Source organism: Variovorax paradoxus NBRC 15149 (genome assembly GCF_001591365.1).
Taxonomy (GTDB): Bacteria; Pseudomonadota; Gammaproteobacteria; order Burkholderiales; family Burkholderiaceae_C; genus Variovorax; species Variovorax paradoxus.
The window spans coordinates 14348-30168 of the sequence record NZ_BCUT01000005.1; the positions used below are offsets into that span (position 1 = coordinate 14348).

The 15821-nt window shown below is 61.5% G+C and carries 16 protein-coding genes; 9 read left to right on the forward strand and 7 right to left on the reverse strand.

Features of this window, described 5'->3' with window-relative positions; genetic code table 11:
- Nucleotides 1–133 precede the first annotated feature (133 nt).
- Nucleotides 134–5302 carry a RecQ family ATP-dependent DNA helicase gene (locus VPA02S_RS20465; RefSeq protein ID WP_244883687.1) on the reverse strand — a complete coding sequence of 1723 codons (5169 nt, stop codon included), beginning with the start codon at nt 5300–5302 and terminating at the stop codon, nt 134–136.
- Nucleotides 5303–5441: 139 nt separating this feature from the next.
- Here VPA02S_RS20465 and VPA02S_RS20470 point away from each other — a divergent pair, with 139 nt between their 5' ends.
- The 3 genes from VPA02S_RS20470 to VPA02S_RS20480 are packed head-to-tail and all read left to right on the forward strand — an operon-like array spanning nt 5442 to nt 8044.
- A complete protein-coding gene (locus VPA02S_RS20470; protein WP_062365435.1) occupies nt 5442–6584 on the forward strand; it encodes a protein NO VEIN domain-containing protein in 1143 nt (380 codons plus the stop codon).
- Nucleotides 6585–6590: 6 nt separating this feature from the next.
- Nucleotides 6591–6983, forward strand: a complete 393-nt coding sequence (locus VPA02S_RS20475) for an HIT family protein (protein ID WP_015867330.1) — start codon at nt 6591–6593, stop codon at nt 6981–6983.
- Nucleotides 6980–8044, forward strand: a complete 1065-nt coding sequence (locus VPA02S_RS20480; protein ID WP_062365436.1) for an HNH endonuclease — start codon at nt 6980–6982, stop codon at nt 8042–8044. Before VPA02S_RS20475 ends, VPA02S_RS20480 begins: the two co-directional genes overlap by 4 nt.
- A gap of 114 nt (nt 8045–8158) precedes the next feature.
- Here the strand turns inward: VPA02S_RS20480 and VPA02S_RS31465 are convergent, their stop codons facing one another.
- Nucleotides 8159–8401 carry a helix-turn-helix domain-containing protein gene (locus VPA02S_RS31465; RefSeq protein WP_081247606.1) on the reverse strand — a complete coding sequence of 81 codons (243 nt, stop codon included), beginning with the start codon at nt 8399–8401 and terminating at the stop codon, nt 8159–8161.
- Between the two features lie 216 nt (nt 8402–8617).
- Between VPA02S_RS31465 and VPA02S_RS20485 the strand changes: the two genes are divergently transcribed.
- Nucleotides 8618–9190: a helix-turn-helix domain-containing protein gene (locus VPA02S_RS20485; RefSeq protein ID WP_062365437.1), complete on the forward strand. Its 573-nt coding sequence runs from the start codon at nt 8618–8620 to the stop codon at nt 9188–9190.
- A 422-nt stretch (nt 9191–9612) separates the two neighbouring features.
- Here VPA02S_RS20485 and VPA02S_RS20490 read toward each other — a convergent pair whose 3' ends face one another.
- From VPA02S_RS20490 to VPA02S_RS20505, 3 genes are all read right to left on the reverse strand, one after another.
- On the reverse strand, nt 9613–10155 hold the full coding sequence (locus VPA02S_RS20490; protein WP_081247607.1) for a thermonuclease family protein: 543 nt from the start codon (nt 10153–10155) through the stop codon (nt 9613–9615).
- Nucleotides 10156–10406: 251 nt separating this feature from the next.
- Entirely contained in the window at nt 10407–10625 is a 219-nt protein-coding gene (locus VPA02S_RS20500; protein ID WP_062365438.1) for a hypothetical protein, read from the reverse strand.
- Nucleotides 10612–11130, reverse strand: a complete 519-nt coding sequence (locus VPA02S_RS20505; RefSeq protein ID WP_244883691.1) for a hypothetical protein — start codon at nt 11128–11130, stop codon at nt 10612–10614. The genes VPA02S_RS20500 and VPA02S_RS20505 overlap by 14 nt, the downstream gene beginning before the upstream one ends.
- Nucleotides 11131–11189: 59 nt before the next feature.
- Between VPA02S_RS20505 and VPA02S_RS20510 the strand changes: the two genes are divergently transcribed.
- The 3 genes from VPA02S_RS20510 to VPA02S_RS20515 are packed head-to-tail and all read left to right on the forward strand — an operon-like array spanning nt 11190 to nt 12447.
- Nucleotides 11190–11372, forward strand: a complete 183-nt coding sequence (locus tag VPA02S_RS20510; protein ID WP_062365439.1) for a hypothetical protein — start codon at nt 11190–11192, stop codon at nt 11370–11372.
- The gene (locus tag VPA02S_RS31470; RefSeq protein ID WP_081247626.1) at nt 11348–11722 is read left to right on the forward strand and encodes a helix-turn-helix domain-containing protein; all 375 of its coding nucleotides are present in this window, start codon (nt 11348–11350) and stop codon (nt 11720–11722) included. The genes VPA02S_RS20510 and VPA02S_RS31470 overlap by 25 nt, the downstream gene beginning before the upstream one ends.
- A gap of 29 nt (nt 11723–11751) precedes the next feature.
- Entirely contained in the window at nt 11752–12447 is a 696-nt protein-coding gene (locus VPA02S_RS20515) for a hypothetical protein (protein ID WP_062365440.1), read from the forward strand.
- A 132-nt stretch (nt 12448–12579) separates the two neighbouring features.
- Here VPA02S_RS20515 and VPA02S_RS20520 read toward each other — a convergent pair whose 3' ends face one another.
- Nucleotides 12580–13272: a hypothetical protein gene (locus VPA02S_RS20520; RefSeq protein ID WP_155736624.1), complete on the reverse strand. Its 693-nt coding sequence runs from the start codon at nt 13270–13272 to the stop codon at nt 12580–12582.
- A complete protein-coding gene (locus VPA02S_RS20525) occupies nt 13269–14153 on the reverse strand; it encodes a DNA-processing protein DprA (RefSeq protein ID WP_062365442.1) in 885 nt (294 codons plus the stop codon). Before VPA02S_RS20525 ends, VPA02S_RS20520 begins: the two co-directional genes overlap by 4 nt.
- A 354-nt stretch (nt 14154–14507) precedes the next feature.
- On the opposite strand from VPA02S_RS20525, the gene VPA02S_RS20535 reads away from it, so the two are divergent.
- Together VPA02S_RS20535 and VPA02S_RS20540 are read left to right on the forward strand one after the other, a co-directional pair.
- Entirely contained in the window at nt 14508–15245 is a 738-nt protein-coding gene (locus VPA02S_RS20535) for a hypothetical protein (RefSeq protein WP_062365444.1), read from the forward strand.
- Nucleotides 15242–15775: a type II toxin-antitoxin system VapC family toxin gene (locus tag VPA02S_RS20540; RefSeq protein WP_155736625.1), complete on the forward strand. Its 534-nt coding sequence runs from the start codon at nt 15242–15244 to the stop codon at nt 15773–15775. Before VPA02S_RS20535 ends, VPA02S_RS20540 begins: the two co-directional genes overlap by 4 nt.
- Nucleotides 15776–15821 lie beyond the last annotated feature (46 nt).

Below are 15821 nucleotides of genomic sequence, written 5' to 3' on the forward strand. Positions count from 1 at the left end.
TGTTGCCGACTCTATCGGCCCTGCGGGGCCATAAGCCTTTGCGACAGTCGGCGCGCAGCGCAAGCAGACGGATTCCAGGACATGCGCCGAGAGCGGCGCGTAGACATTACGCGCGCCTGCGTGGACAACTGTTCTATCTGGGCGAGTCGTCGCCAGCGCCGAGCACGACCTCTGCAAGCGGTGTTTCCCAGTGATCTACCTGCAAGGATGGCCAGTATTCTTCGGGTGTTTGGGATCGTGTCCGCACCATTATGGCTACGACATATGCGGTCCCTCGCTGAAGGGCGGCGTCATCGACGCTTGCGGCCAGTCGACCAACGATCTGACCGGAGGTTGAAAGGATGAATCGGCCTCTCACTTCGACGGAATCGCCGGTCTTTAGGGCGCCGATTGCCCGGTGAATGAGTTGGGCTGGCGCCTTCCTTCCAGCAAATCCAATGTCCATGCTGGTCGGGCCGAGCATGACGTAGCGGCGTTCCAGATCCGCTCGATGCTGTGGGCGGGCTCGTGGCAGCTGGTCATGGACGCCGTTCACGGTCCCAAGGTCTACGAGATAGGGATTGCGTCCACCCTCTGCGCGCATCAGGGTCAACGATTGACGAGCGCGCGTCATCGCCACATAGAGGAGCCGCCGCTCATCTTCTTCATCCCAACGCCAGTCGGCGCAGTCCATCACGATCACGTGGTCGAACTCCAGGCCCTTGGCGCCGTGTGCAGTCATCAGCTTGATGGCGCTCTCGCGGCCATCCCGTCGCATTTCGCCCGCGGCTTCATAGAACAGGTCGAGCGCCTCGGTGGCTGGAACGACGCCTGCCTGCAGCGTGGCGGCGACGTCATCGACGATATCGAGGAGATCCAGCAACGCGGCGTTTCGGGGCTGGGCGCGCTGCAGATGGCTCAGGGATCTGCGCAGCGCGCCGAGTCGCACCATGCGCAGCTGTCGCCGCCTCAGTGCCTGGGCCAATGCCCAGCCTTCGCGCGTCCGCATCAGCGCGATCTGTCCTTTGGACGCCTCCGGGCCGGTGATCTCGCAGGGCAGGCCTTCGACATCGCAAATGACCCTCATCTTTTCCAGCGGGGCGTGTGTGCGGCAAAGCACCGCGATCTCCGAGAGCTTGACCGTCGGATCGAGGCGCCGGAGGCGCTCGATCTCCGCGTGGACCAGTTGGACCTGAAGGTTCGGGTCTGCCGGACTGGTGATCAACCGTACCGCGCCGCGGCTTTCCTGGTCGATCGCGGCCCAGCGTCCGCCTGGTGGATCGTCCTTGCGCCGAGCGTCAATCCGGATCGGGTGATCGACCTTCATGCGATTGGCACCGCGCTGGATCACATGGTTCGCGGCCGAGATGATGTTCTGGGTGGAACGGAAGTTCTCGACCAGGTAGGTGAGTTCCCCTTCATAGTCGGCCCGGAAGCGCCGGATGAACTCGATGTTCGCGCCCTTGAAGGAGTAGATGTTCTGGTCATCGTCTCCCACGGCCATGATGCTCAGCTTGGTGTCGGCGTCTGATCGCCGGCGGCCGGCGAGGGCGCTGACCAGCGCGTACTGCTGTTCGTCGATGTCCTGGTACTCGTCAACGAAGATGTATTCGTAGCCCTGCAGCAGGCGATCGCGGACTTCGTCCGCATCGATCAGGGCCGAGCTCTTGCCTTCGAGCAAATCGATGGCGTCCTGGAGCATCTTCCTGAAGTCGACACTGCTGGAGGTGCGCTCCGCCCCGGCGAGGCTGGTTCCGGTCAAGCGCAGCGCCATCGCGTGGTAGGTCATGACCAGCACGCCGCGCGCATCGTCTCCGGCGATCGCCATCAGTCGGCGGCGCAGCTGGATGGCCGCACCTCGGTTGTAGGCCAGCGCGATGATGCGTCCCGGATTCACGCGCAGTACGCGCAGCAAGTAGGCGATGCGGTGGACGATCACCCGCGTCTTGCCGGACCCTGGACCCGCCAAGACGAGATGATTGCCTGTCCGCGGCTGCGTGACCAGGGCTTGCTGCACGGGGTGCTGCAGGTCATCGACAATGCGCTGGTACGACTCGTCGGTGGTCTTGCGCTCCAGGAGGTCCGTGCGCCCGCGGAAGAATTCCTTGATGAACTGCTTGTGAGGCAGGGTGAAGTAGGCCTTGACCAGCGCAAGCGCTTTCGCGGGATCTTCCGCGCCCAGCTTCGCGTACTCGTGCATGACGTGCGTCTGCAGCGTCCGTTCCTTGTAGAACTCTTCCAGCGGCGCAAACGATGCTTGATTGAACCGCCTGGCGGTGTCCTCGTCCATCTGGATGGTCATCGCAGAGCGGAAGACGGACCTGCCTTTGTCCAGTTCGAGCACACGCGTCTGGTGGAGGTAGAGCAGCGCATTCTCCAGCGCCACGTCGGGCTCGCGCAGCTGGGTCCTCAGAACCAAATCGTCGCTAAGTGCGTCGATCAGTGCCTGGGCCTTGCACTCCACCAGGCATGCGCCTTTGACGCCGTCGGGCACCTCTGCAAGCAGCCGCGTGAGCGTGACTTGGGCGACGGCACGGCGCAGTTCGCAGATCCTGCGAATCTGGGGCCAAGGCCGACGCAAGGTGACGCGCAGGGTGTCCTCGCCCAGCGACTGCAGCTGGATCATGCTGCGCTTGTCGTTGCCGGAGCCGAAACCGTCGGCCATGGACCGCAAGCATGCCCGGACCTGAGTGGGGTCGAGTTGCCCCTTTTCGTCGTCGAGCTTTAGGCGATCGCGCAACTCCGTGCAGACCGCTCGCAGGTTCAGGTGTTGTTGCGCTTCGTCTTGATCCGCGTCCGGGGCGTTTTCGGCCATGAGCTCGATGAGCGCCTTCTCCATGGCGCTCAAATACTCCAGGCGGGATGCAGACGCGCCCCTCACGCCACGCATCAGGCGCACCGTCAGTCCGAGGTCATTCACCAGGATGCCCAGCTTGGCCAACTGGTGAACGATGCGAAAGCATTCCTCCGGTCGGATGCCCGCGTCGAGCATGAGCTCGTCGGTGCTCAGTCCCTCGGGCGTGTCGGAGCGGAACAGGGCTGTGGCGACAGCGAGGAATTTCTGCTGAACGCTGGCGGAAAGATCCGCCTTGTCGATGCGCTCCTTGGCTTCCTGCAGCGAGGCCACCCGAAGACTGGCAGGGAAGACCTTGGTGGCGTTCTCGTTGCGCTTCAGGAAACCATAGCGCTCAAGCCACGACAGCGCCGTGGTGACCTTGGTGGAAGCGTCAGGGGCGTCGATCTCGATGCCGGTCCCGACGCTTTGCGCGAGCAGCTCTTTCGCCGAGATGACGATCTCGTCTTTTCCCAGCTTCTTGGCCTGGAAGCGCAAGGCACGCAGCAGCCCGATGAAATCCCGCTGCGACAGCTGGGAGGTGGAGGACAGGCGGAACTGGGTTTCCACGTCCTTGGGGTCGAACAGCAGGACGCATTTGGCTTCGTCCCCATCGCGCCCGGCTCTTCCAGCTTCCTGGAGGTAGTTCTCCAGGGAGCCGGGAATGTCGGCATGGATCACCAGCCGAACGTTGGGCTTGTCCACACCCATGCCGAACGCGTTCGTGGCGGCGATCACCTGCAACTCGCCGTCGAGGAAACGGCGCTGAGTTTCCTTGCGCAGATCGGCGGCGAGCCCGCCGTGGTAGCAGCCGCATGCAATGCCCTGTTGGGCGACAATCTGTGCGATGGTCTCGGCGCTCTTGCGCGTGGCGCAGAAGACCACGGCGGCATCGTCTCGTCGCAGGCCGTCGCGCAGCAGTTCCACGATGCGCTGCGGCTTCTCGCCGCCCGAGGTCGGCACCACGGCATAGGACAGGTTGGTGCGCTCGTGGCCGCCGAGGAAGGTCTTCAGTTTGATCTGAAGGGCTTCCCGGAAGTGGTCGCACAGGTCGTCGATGACGTCCGGCTTGGCGGTGGCGGTGAAACAGGCGATCGGCGCCTGACCGGGAAACTGCTCCCGGATGAAGCGCGAGACGTACAGATAGTCCGTGCGGAAGTCGTGTCCCCACTTGGAGAGACAGTGGGCTTCGTCGAAAACCCAGGCCGCGATTTCCCGCATGCGGATGGCTTCGACGAAAGTTTTGCTTCTGAATTGCTCGGGTGAGACGAGCACGATGCCGATGTCGCCCCGGCGGATGCGGTCCAGCACATCTCGTCGTTCCAGTGGGGTGAGCATCCCGTTGACGGTTGCAGCGCACTGGATGTCGGCTTTCATCAGGTTGTCCACCTGGTCTCGCATGAGCGACTGCAGCGGAGAGATGACGACGGTCAGCCGCCCTGAGCGGCGGTAATGGACAAGAGCGGGGAGCTGGTAGCAGATGGATTTGCCGCCGCCGGTGGGCAGGACGGCCAACAGGCTCTCGCGTGCCAGTCCGGCACTGACGATCGCGCGTTGCAGCGATGAGCCATCGGCGGTTGTCGGGTGCGCCCGGAAGCTGGGCTTGCCGAACAGAGAGGACAGCAGCACTTCAGGGTTGTGGTTCTGGCGGCAATATGGGCATTCAGGCTGACCGCAGTCGATCTCCCGCAGCTCGGCGATCAATTGCCTGACGGCGGGCAGTTCGTGGAAGACCCAGTGAGGAAGGATCGAGTTTCCTCCCGAGACACGGATCCAGCCCAGGGCGAACGCGATCGACCAAGGATCGTGGCCATCGAAGGAAGTCGCGACGTCGGCGACCAGCGTTTGCAAACGGGTGGCGCAGCAGCGACCCGCAAAACGGCTGGCAACGATCGGCCCGACCGCCTCGCCAGCGGGAGCGGTCTCCTCACGCACTTGTGCTAATAGCGTCGCCATGCTCTCGTCGTTGCGAAGCAGAAAGTGCAGCAACGCCAGCCACCAAGGCTCCTGCTCGTTCGTCTCCAGCAGCGCTTCGACGGCCTCTTTGAACACGTTGAGCGCGATCCGGGCGTCCTTGGTCGGGTTGTTGCGTTCGTCCGAGAGCAGCTTGTACCCCTTCACCAGCCGGTGATAGGGGTTGCTCGGGAAGGCGAGGGCGGACAGCTCCAGCGTGTCCAGCACCGGCCAGTGCAGGCACTCCAGATGCGGCAACTGGGCGCGCATCAGAGGGATGTCGTGGCGCCTGATGTTGTGGCCCAGAAGAACCTGGCCGTCCCGGGAAAAACTGTTGAGGGCTACCGCCACCGCGGCTGCTTTGCCAGGAGAACAGGTGCTGCGGTAGGTATCTGCGCTGTCAGATCGGACTGCGCCGACAGCAAAGATCTGGTTGCCCTTTTCCGGATGGGCCTCCACGTCGACGGAAACAATTCGACCCTCGGCAGCGATGCGCCGAGCACGTGCATGCAAGGAGTCGAGGACAGGCGTTTCCAATGAAGGCCAGCGATCAGCAGCAGGTGAGAGTAAGACGTTGTAACATAAAGTGTTGCTTCCAGGCTGGCAGGATGTCTGCCACGTGACCATCTTGGTCGGTCGGTATTTATCCCGCTGAGGCGGCTCTTCCCAAACGCTGATGGCTGTTGAACTTTTGCGCCTCCAAAGTCCCGCTGCCATTCAAGCTGCACTGGACGAGTTTTCCCGCGTCGGTCGGACGGCGTTTCTGACGCGATACGGGTTTGGAAAGTCGCGCGATTTTCTGGTTCGCGATGGGAAGACCGGACAGTTGTGCGATTCCAAAGCCATCGTGGGAGCCGCTTTCGGCCATCAATTTCCCGACGAGGGCCCGCTTAAACCTGCGGACTTTTCCGGCGGTGAGGCCACGGTCGTTCCCAAGCTGCAGCGCCTCGGCTTCGAGGTCGTGCGCATCGGCGAGGACTGGACCTCGGACGAGGTGCAGGCCACGGTCACTTCTTATTTCGAGATGCTCCGTCTGGAAGCGGCGCAGCAGCGCTACACCAAGACGGAGTTCAATGCGCAGCTTCGCCAGCATTTGCGCGGGCGTAGCAAAGGTTCGGTTGAGCTGAAGTACCAGAACATCAGCGCCGTCTTGCACGACCTCGACCTGCCCTTTGTCCGCGGCTATAAGCCTCGTAGCAACGCGCAACTCCTGTTGCGGCAGGCGGTCCAGCAATTCGTCGTGGATCAACCGGGTCTGGTGTCCCAGGTTGTCGATGCGATGGAGGAGATCAAGACGCCGGGCCAGCAGGTTTTTCACGCCTCCTTGGTGGGACCTCCGAACCTTGAGACCGTGGTGGAGGTGGCCGGGCGAGGGCCCAAAGTGAGGTTCCCGCGCAAAACGAACTGGGCTCAGCGCGACGAAGCGAATCGAAATCTTGGCCGTGCCGGCGAACAGTGGGTCATCGGGTTCGAACAGCGGCGGCTCGCAGACGCGGGGCATCCGGAACTGTTCCAGCAGTTGGACTGGGTTTCAGACCGTCTCGGTGACGGGATCGGCTACGACATCCTTTCGCATGAGCGGCCCGGCGAGCATCGCTTCATCGAGGTCAAGACCACCAACGGTGGCCACGCCTCCTCCTTCATCATCAGCCGCAATGAGTTGGACTTCGCCGCAGAAGCCGAAGAGGCGTTTCATCTCTATCGTGTGTTTCAGTTCCGCGAAGAGCCGAAGCTCTACATCCTCAAGGGCAGCCTGGCGGACCAGGTTCATCTGGAACCCATTGACTATCAAGCGTCGTTCCGGCGTTTGGTTGGGTGATCTTCAATGACTGAAAAGCCTTGTCCCTTTTGCGGCTTGCCTGCTGAGCGTGTCTTGGGGCAGAACGCCCATGCGCTCTGGATTCGTGACGGCTTTCCCGTTTCGCCCGGGCATAGTTTGGTGATTCCCAAGCGTCACATCGGGTCCTTCTTCGAAACCAGCCCGCAGGAGCGCGCCGCACTGTTGGAACTCCTGGATCAGGCCCAGGCCGCTGCAGCTACCGAATTTCACCCAGATGGATTCAACATTGGAATCAATGATGGCGCCGCTGCGGGGCAGACAGTGCCGCACCTTCACATCCATCTCATTCCGCGCTACCTGGACGATCAGTCTGACCCGCGGGGTGGTGTGCGGTGGGTGATTCCGGACAAGGCAGACTACTGGAGTTCGCGCGATTGATCGCTCGGGCACCCCCATCTGCGGACCAGCAACTGGAGTTCTTGACGAAGCTGCAGCGTCTTTTTGCCGAGGGCGATTTCACGGCAACCTACAAGTTTGCGCTGCTGATCGCGCTCTCGGACCTTGCCGTCGAGTTGGGGGCTGACGACGGGGCCGAACTGTCATTGGCGACCCGGCAGATCGCCGAGCGATTCGTGCAGCTGTATTGGCGGCATGCGCTGCCTTTTGGGACGGGCCAGGCCCGCGCGACGCCGGGAGTGCTGGTTCAGAATCTAGGAGTGCAAGCAGCCGTTCTCACGGCCATTGAGGAGTTTCGTTCGACATCGAGTTCGACGACGCTTCAGCAGGCGCGGCGTGAGGTCGCCTATGGGCTCTTGCTGGCCAAGGTTGCCGCCGTTGTGTCGGCGCAGCCGCTGACCTACCTGCAGAACTTCGGCGGCATCACCGACCCGTTCATTTATGAGAGGCCGGGTCGGGGCATCGTGGTGCTCAAGCCGAATGTTGCTTACTGCTTGCGTCGCTTTCATCCTCTGGTGCAACAGTTGGCCCGCAATCACTGGGTGGGTCACGTCAAGGCCAATCGACGAAATCACGGAATTTTGGGGGATGCAGGGGACCTGGAGGATTTTCTTTTTGGTATCTCTCGACAGTCACTAGCCATCATTGGTGCCGGCCTGCGGAAGTTGGATGGTCCACGGTGCTTTTATTGCGGTCAGGGGCTGCACGAGGGCCACGTCGATCACTTCGTTCCGTTCGCGCTCTACCCGCGCGACCTTGCACACAACTTCGTGTTGGCACATCCGCAGTGCAATAGGAGCAAGTCGGATTCTTTGGCCGGCAAGGGGCATTTGGTGCGATGGCTCGAGCGGTTAACCGTGCGCTCACCACAACTCAGCGAGATTGGCGCAGTCGCGGGCGTGGTGACTGACGGGGAGGTCGCCCATCGCGTTGCGGCTTGGGGCTACGCGAACGCCCATGCAGCGCAGGGGCGTGCCTGGGTCAAGGCCTCGATTTACGAGGCTATCGATTTGGGCTATTTGCAGCGCCTGGCCAACCCGTGAACTTGTGGCTCCTATTTCAAGTTGGCACGACAAGAACACGTACGCTCGGACGACTCGCCGCCATTAGGAATGTGAGGAGGCTCTGCGGATGTGCCGCCTTCAAGGCGGCCGCAGCTAGGCTCCAGCCTTGACCAGCACCGTAATCGCGGTCTCGGGATGCTGTTTACAAGCGCGACACCAGTCCAGGTAGAACAGCACGTCCATATACCGTTCGCCTCGCTCGACTTTGGATACATGGGACTGGTCTACTTTGAGCCGCACTCCAAGTTCTGTCTGCGTCAAGCCAGCAGAGCGCCGAAGGGAGCGCAGATGCTTTCTTAGCACCTCGTATCGGCGATGGTGAATAGACGGTGTCACTACCCGATGCTCGAAGGCAATTCGAGAAAGGCCATTTCGACCTTTTTTCGTTATCATGGATGACAGGGAGAAATGCTGGTTCGGCCTTTCTCGGGACTCCTCTGCCATGGGATCCAAATGACGCGTCGACAGATCACTTCGCCTCTGCCAACGGCTCACCCGTTGCGCTTGCCAACATCGGTGACGCGTGTCCGGCCGCGGCAGCCGGCACCTGTCGTGCGCAGCCTGTCCGCAGCGCGCATCGGCGCTCAGGTGAGGGCACTGCGCATGGCGGCCGATGTGTCTGGCGGCGAACTGGCCAAGGCCTCGGGGATTTCTGCCTCGATGCTCTCGCGCATCGAGCGCGGGTTGGTCTCGCCTTCGGTGGAGACGCTGGAGCGTCTCGCGAATGGTTTGGGTGTGCCGGCGTCGCGCTTCTTCAGTGATCAGGCGCGGCGCACTGACTTTTGCCATGTGCGTGCAGGACATGGTGTCTTGGTCGATCGAGTCGGCGCCGTTTCGGATTACCGCTACGAGCTGCTGGGCCACCTCCTGTCGGGCAACCTGTTCGTCGAGCCCTACCTGGTCACGCTGCTGCCGGGCGCCGATCCCTACGTGACCTTCCAGCATCCAGGTCTCAAGTTCCTGTACTTCCTGTCCGGTGAGGTCACCTATCGCTATGGCGGCAAGTCAGTTGGGGTGGGGGCAGGGGACTCGCTGCTGTTCGATGCGACCGCACTGCATGGGATCGAGGCCATTCAGACCCAGCCGGTCTCTTACCTGTCAGTGGTGTTCACGCTGCGAGAGTAGGCTGTTCTGGGCGGCACAGCCATGCTGCGGTCTGCCCACCGTCTGCAACGGCCTGACCAAGCACGTCACCACGACGCCGATCATCGTGGGCGAGCGCTGGAGCGAGGCAATGGACGGCGACACTCATCTTGGCCGGCGCATTGACTCGTCGGATTTGTTATCCGAGCCGACCTGTTGCCTCACGTAACTTGCTACCAGTCGGATGGTCCGACGGGAGCACTACGTGACGAGGCGAAACAGCATGGCAACACGCAAGGAGTTGGTTGAAGCAGTGCCTGGGCCTGGAGGGACGACGTCTGGCGCTCGACTCCAACCGCAAATGGGCGCGCAGCGGCCGTCGATGAATGGCGTCCGCTTGGCGCAACGATGGCGATTCTCGGCTGCGTCGAGGCGGCTTTCACGTCGCGCCGCCTGCATTTAGCTCATTGCGCGTGTTCGCGTTGCGCCTTGCGCCAGTCCCACGGCGCCATGGGCTCGGCATCACGCCACAGGCCGGCGCGCTTGGCCTTCGCCTCGACCTCCGCGAACTCGAATTGCCCGCGCTCCTGCGGCGTCTGCTCGCGGGCGTAGGTTCGATACCACCAGGCCATGCCGAGCGTGACCATGGCCAGGCCCGCATCGAGCGTCTTGGGCCCACGCGGCGCCGAGGCGGGCGCCACCATCACCTTGCAGACGCTGCGGCCGTAGCGGTCGGACTTCGGGCAGTCGAGCGCGGCTTCCTTCATGTAGACCAGGTCGGACAGCGCCTCCTTCGCGCGCTGGCCGAAGGGCTGGCGCTTCTCGGGCGCGTCGATGCCGTTGAAGCGCACCTTGATCTGCTCGTAGTTGCCCGCGGCGCCGCAGCGCGCGGTGATGGTGTCGCCGTCGCTGACGCCGACCACCAGGCATGTGCGCGGCTCGGCGGCCTGGGCCAGTGCCGGCAGCGACAGCAGGCCGGCCAGAAGAAGAGGGCGGAGCACCCTCACTGCAGCGAGACCTCGGTGCCGTCGACGGCCACCATCGCGCCGGGCGTGCCCTCGGAAATCTCGACCGGCACGTCCATGTGGAGGCTGCCGTCGACGTTGTGGCCGCCTATGCCCAAGCGCGGCTCTCCAGGTATTCCTTGTGCTCGGCCGGCGTGAAAATAAACTTTCGAGGGGAGGCGTTGCCGTTCGCCTTCCAGTGCCTGATGCGCGCATCGGTCATCGAGAGGTAAAGATTCGCCATCGTTGTCGACTCAGGCAGCGGCGCGCTCGCGCAGGATCTCCACGGGGCCGATGCCACTGTAGACGACTTCATTGGTCTTCAGCGACGTGACGGTCCAGCGGTCGCCGGGTGTCACCTTGTAGTCGCCGGGCGCCAGCGGCAGCTCGCGGTCTTCGTGCACGTGGCTGCCCAGCCACGACGGCATGCGCAGGATGGTGGCGGGTTCGGAGAAAAATTCAGTTTGGCTCATGGTTCATTGTCGAGGCTGCCTGCAGCAGCTCGAGGGAGAGGGCGGAGGGTCGACTGCGAGTCTCGCAATACCAGACCTGGTAGCACCACCGTCCGCCGATCTGTTCGGTGCCGGCGAAGCTGATAGTGTCGAATGCACAGGCGACCACCTCGGGGCGCCAGAGGATGCCCAGGGGCGGTGCCAGGTCGCCTGGCCGTGCCTCCCACAATCCAAGCTGCTTCCGCCCTTCGATGATCTGGAGCGTCAGCACGCCGCACAGCCACGGTTGATCGACAAATTCCCGTGTGCTGAGCCGGGTGCCGCCGCGGTATCGGGGTCTCATCTTCACTCTCATGATGGTCTCAATCGCTCGCTTGCGGTTTCGGCGGTCGCCGATCTGCGCGCACCTGCCTGACACCATGTCGGCGAACAGCAGCAACGTCGGACGCAACGGCTCGCCCGCAGCGAGCTCGCCGGCCCGGCGCGCCATTTCGGCGAGTTCTTCTTCAATGGAGGGCTCGGGCATCACGGATCTTTAGTACGTTTGTACTGGATAAATATACAGTATATGGGCACAATAAGGCCATGGAAAACGTGCCCGCAACCCTTTGGATTGCCGCCTGCGCGCATCGATTGCAGCAGCAGTGGCATACCGTCGACCCGCTTGAACTGGAGGATGTCGCGCGCGATCTGTGGCGCGACGAGCGGCTGCGAGAAATGCTTCCCGAGGGTGCAGCAGTCGAATGGCTGAGGCCAATCACCGAGTGACATCGGGCAGCGGCGCCGCAAGAATCAGCCAATGTGCCCCCCGAATCTCACGCGCAGTGAAAGCTCTTCGGATCAGATTCGGCCCCAGTGTTCGCGACCTCCGTCGTGAGACGGGGCTTTCCCAGGAAGAGTTCGCGGAGAAGTGCGGCTTCGCGCGGACCTACATGTCGCGCATTGAGACGGGCGGGGCCAATCCATCGCTAGATGCCATCCTGACATTGGCGCTGCGCTCAAGACGCCGCTGGGCGAACTTTTTCGCGGCTTTTAGGCTCGCGTCCTGCGCCGTGCTCGACATTGTGCATGCGAGAGGTGCTGCAAATGATGGTGCGAGATACTGGCCGCCGCGCTGACCCCGAGCAGCATGAAGAAAGCAGGTTAAATGGAAGCTCAATTGCCTCAGCACGCGGCGAGCGTGCTCGATTTGATTGCCGGTATCGAGAGCGACTCGGACCTGATGGTCAAAGTGGGTCAGCAGGTGCTTTCATCTGGCGGCGATGGCAAGAGTGCCCCGATGTTTCCGTTGGACTTTCTGGCACTCGGCGCGATCAAGCGAAATTTGAACACCGCGCGCGCGTTTCGACAGATGGTCGAATCTTGGAACATGATCTGTGCAAGAACGTTGCTGCGCACCCATATCGACACTGGCCTTCGCTTCTCCGCGGCATGGGAGGTTCAGAAGCCACACGATTTTGCGATGGCGGTGCTTCGCGGGGATCGAATCGATCAGATGAAGGATCGGCTCGGACAGCGGCTGACCGACAAGCGCCTTGTTGAACTTCGTTCGGGCAACTATCCGTGGCTCCAAAACGTGTATGGCAACCTCTCTGGCTACATTCACTTTTCTGGCTCTCACATCATCGATTCAGTGGCGAGCCTTGCCGAAAATTCGGACGCTGCGACGATGTCGTTCCTGCTTTCCGACACCGATCTTCGATTCCCGGAATTTAGCTGGATCGAGATTTGCGAGTGCTTTAGCGAAGCGACGCAGATACTGAGAAAATATCTCACCGGTTGGGCGCAGACGAAGGCCATGACACCTGAGCAACTCGACGCTCAGAGGCATTCAGGCGATTGACGGACGCATTGCAGCGACTGTGAGGCTGCGGGCTGACATGAGGCTCCGGCGAATGTGCCGTCGCTTCGCCCTGGACGGCCGATCGCGCATTCAACCAGTTCGGCAGTTGCGGGCCACGATCGCACACCGTGCCTATAGATCGATGTCGTCGAACTCTGCGAACGGGTTCGGCACGATCCGACGTGCGATGAAGTTGCCAACGATTTGAACGCCCGGGAATACCTGGGCAAGCTTTCGTGCCGTAGCGACGTAGTGAGCACCTGTGGTCAGCATGTCGTCGAAGAGAAATATGAGCCCCGGTGGATCACCGGGCCTTCCCGCGGCGTTGTCAAAGCTCAACTCGTTATACAGTTCGTCAGGGGTCGGGCGGTCATCAGTCTCATGGCTCGCGGCATATGCGCCACTGAAAGTCAAGCAATCACGAATATCGAGATTGACCTGCGCACGACCCGCGACCGCCGTCAGCATTTCGAGCATGCGCGGGTCGAACATCGGATCGCTGCGCGCCTTTGAGGGGGGAATCGGGAAGAGCGCCACGCGATATTGTTCATGGAGATTGCCCCACTTCCAGAACTTAGAGAAGCCCACTGCAATCTCATTGATCGCTGCCCGCTTGTACCTCCAGTCAGCTTGACCTCGGCGGTCCATTTTTTTCTTGAAGTTGCTGACGAGCTGGTTCGTGGGAGAGAAATTCCATTTCTTCCCGTTGGTGTGCTCGTACGGCGTGTACTCGCCCCAGAAATAACAGGTGGCATCCTTCGGGAGGTGAAAGTGATCTGGGCGCTCAAGGTCGCCGACCACCGCCAAGCGTGGAGGCATTGTCATGCGAGGTGGCGTGCTATGTCTTCAAACTCTCGCACGCGGATGGCGCCAAGCTTCTCAAATCTGGCGGGCCACGTAATCGCGGAGTTGTTGAAGTTGCTTTCGAGAATGAACAGCTTGCGCCCTTGGTCCAGTGCGGCTTTAGCTTGAATCAAGGTGCCAGAGGTCTCGCTAGCCTCAACGATGATGGTTGCCTCCGTCAACGCGGACATTGTCTTGTTGCGTTCCGGGAAGAACAGCCTGTTTCCGTTCGGACCCTGAGCCTTGTACCGAAGGACCGGCACTTGACTGACGACAAGAAACTCCTCGGCAATGCGCCGCTGAAGCTCAGCGTTCTCCTTTGGATAGACCTCAGAGATAGGGGTGCCGATGACGGCGATGGTGCGACCGCCATGTTCTATGGCTGTTTGGTGAGCAATGGTGTCAACACCCTGCGCCAAACCGGACACGATGGTGAAGTCATGCTCTACCAACGCGCGGACAAGCTTTCGCGTCCGCGCCGCACCCTCGGCTGTCACCTTCCGGGTACCGACAACAGCTACCCGGCGAGGCGCTTCTGCGAGTTCCCATGAGCCGAGGAAATATAGAAACTCGACAGGCTCAGTTGCATCACGGAGACGGCCAGGGTAGTCGTGCATGCCATTGATGCGAACGCCAAATCGTTTAATACCTCGCTTGGCGAACTGCTTGACGACTTCGCCAGCCACGCGCTGTGCGACATCCTCATCAACAAGGTCCGATGGCAGGCTTCCGGGATGAGATTCGAACAGTTGAGCTAGGCGCTTCGTGTTCGAGCTGGGTTGTTGCCAGAGATATTCGTAGGCGCCAAGTTCGGCGCGCGTGTTCACAGGTTTGTTCGCTAGGAACTCAGGCCATGCGCTCATGATTTCCTTACAAGGGGTTCGTATCAGTGTAGAGGCTCCCACGCCGAACTTGGTGCGGCGCGACACTGTACAAATATACAGCACATGAATACAATTGTCATATGGAAGAGCCGCCTGCAGACATCTGGATTGCCGCCTGCGCGCACCTGTTACAGAGGCGGTGGCGGACGGTCGACCCTGAGCAGCTCGAAGATGTGGCGGCTGACTTGTGGAGCGATCCGCGCTTCCGCTCCATGACGCCGAGCGAGGCGGCGGCGCGGTGGTTGGAACCGGTGCAGCGCGACTGTGCAGCGCGCGATGCTGAGGTGTCACGGGCCGCATAGACGAAGCTATTGGAACGGCTAGACTCCGCTTATGAGTGCGCGCGAATGGGACCTTGAGCTTCAGGTGAAAGGAGTCTCTCTGGAGACCCTGCCGCTGGCGCGCGTGGGCGAGTACATGCAACAACTCGCGGCGCTCATTGGGGATGAGGCACGACCAGTTTCATCGGGCGTGTTCAAGGGCAGCGCTTTGTTTCGCGCGCGTGTGGACGCTGGCCGCAAACAGATTACTGACGTTCGGCTGCGTCACGCCTGCGTCGTTGGATCGGTCGCCCACTCGGCCTATGCGAAGCTCGACCTGATGATGGCCGAGGATGGTGGGCGGGGGCAGCTCGTCGATCGGGCCAATGAGGTCCTGTTGACCTTCCTCGGAACAAAACCCACGCAGCCAGAGCGCGACCAAATCATCTCCGATGTCGGCGACATTGACGGAGTGGTCGTTGGAATTGCTGGCGCGGATGAGACGGCCCATGTTCGCTTGCGTCGTCATGACGGCGTGGTCGTGACCGTCGTCGTTCGCAGTGCCGAACTCGCCGACAAACTGGCTTCAAAGTTTCGTAAGCCCGAGATTCGGGTGCACGTGCATGGGACGTGGCGTCGGAGCGCCGCCGGCCGGTGGGAGCCCCTGAATGTCTACGGAGACTCCTTTGACGAACTGGAGCAGGCCGATGCGTCGACAGCGATGCAGAGCCTTACCGACATCCCCGGCAATGGCTGGAAAGATTTTGCAGATGCCAATGCTCTGTGGAAGAAGATCAGGGGGCTCGATTGATCGTCGTATTGGATAGTAACGGCCTCGTTGCGTGGTCTTCAAGCGACGAGGTGGACGACGATCGATCTCGGCTTGCGCATCTCTTTGAAGCCGTATCGAAGGCCAACGGAAAGTTGATCATTCCAACGCCCAGCCTAGCTGAATATCTCGTGAAGACGGACGAAGCAACTGCAGATTGGCTGGCGGCGATCGAGAAGAAAAAGTCCATCGTGATCGGGGCATTTGATCGCCGCGCTGCATTTGAGTGCTCGCTGCTGGACAAGAGTGCCATCGGCGCCGGAGACAAGAAGGGCGGCCGTCTTGAACCCTGGCAAAAGATCAAGGTCGACCGTCAGATCATCGCGATCGCGCGCGTTCACAACGCCGACTTGATCGTCTCCAATGATGGCGGGCTGCGCAGCACAGCGAAGTCGGTCGGCATGAAGGCGGTCGAGATTTCGGAATTGCCGTTGCCTGATGCCGCGCGGCAGGCCAACCTTCCGCTCGAACCCGTAATCGAGGCGAAAGAAAGCCCGCGGGCTGCGGGCTGATTTCATCAATCCTACGCGGTGGGGCTGCTGCGAGCGTCATCGAACA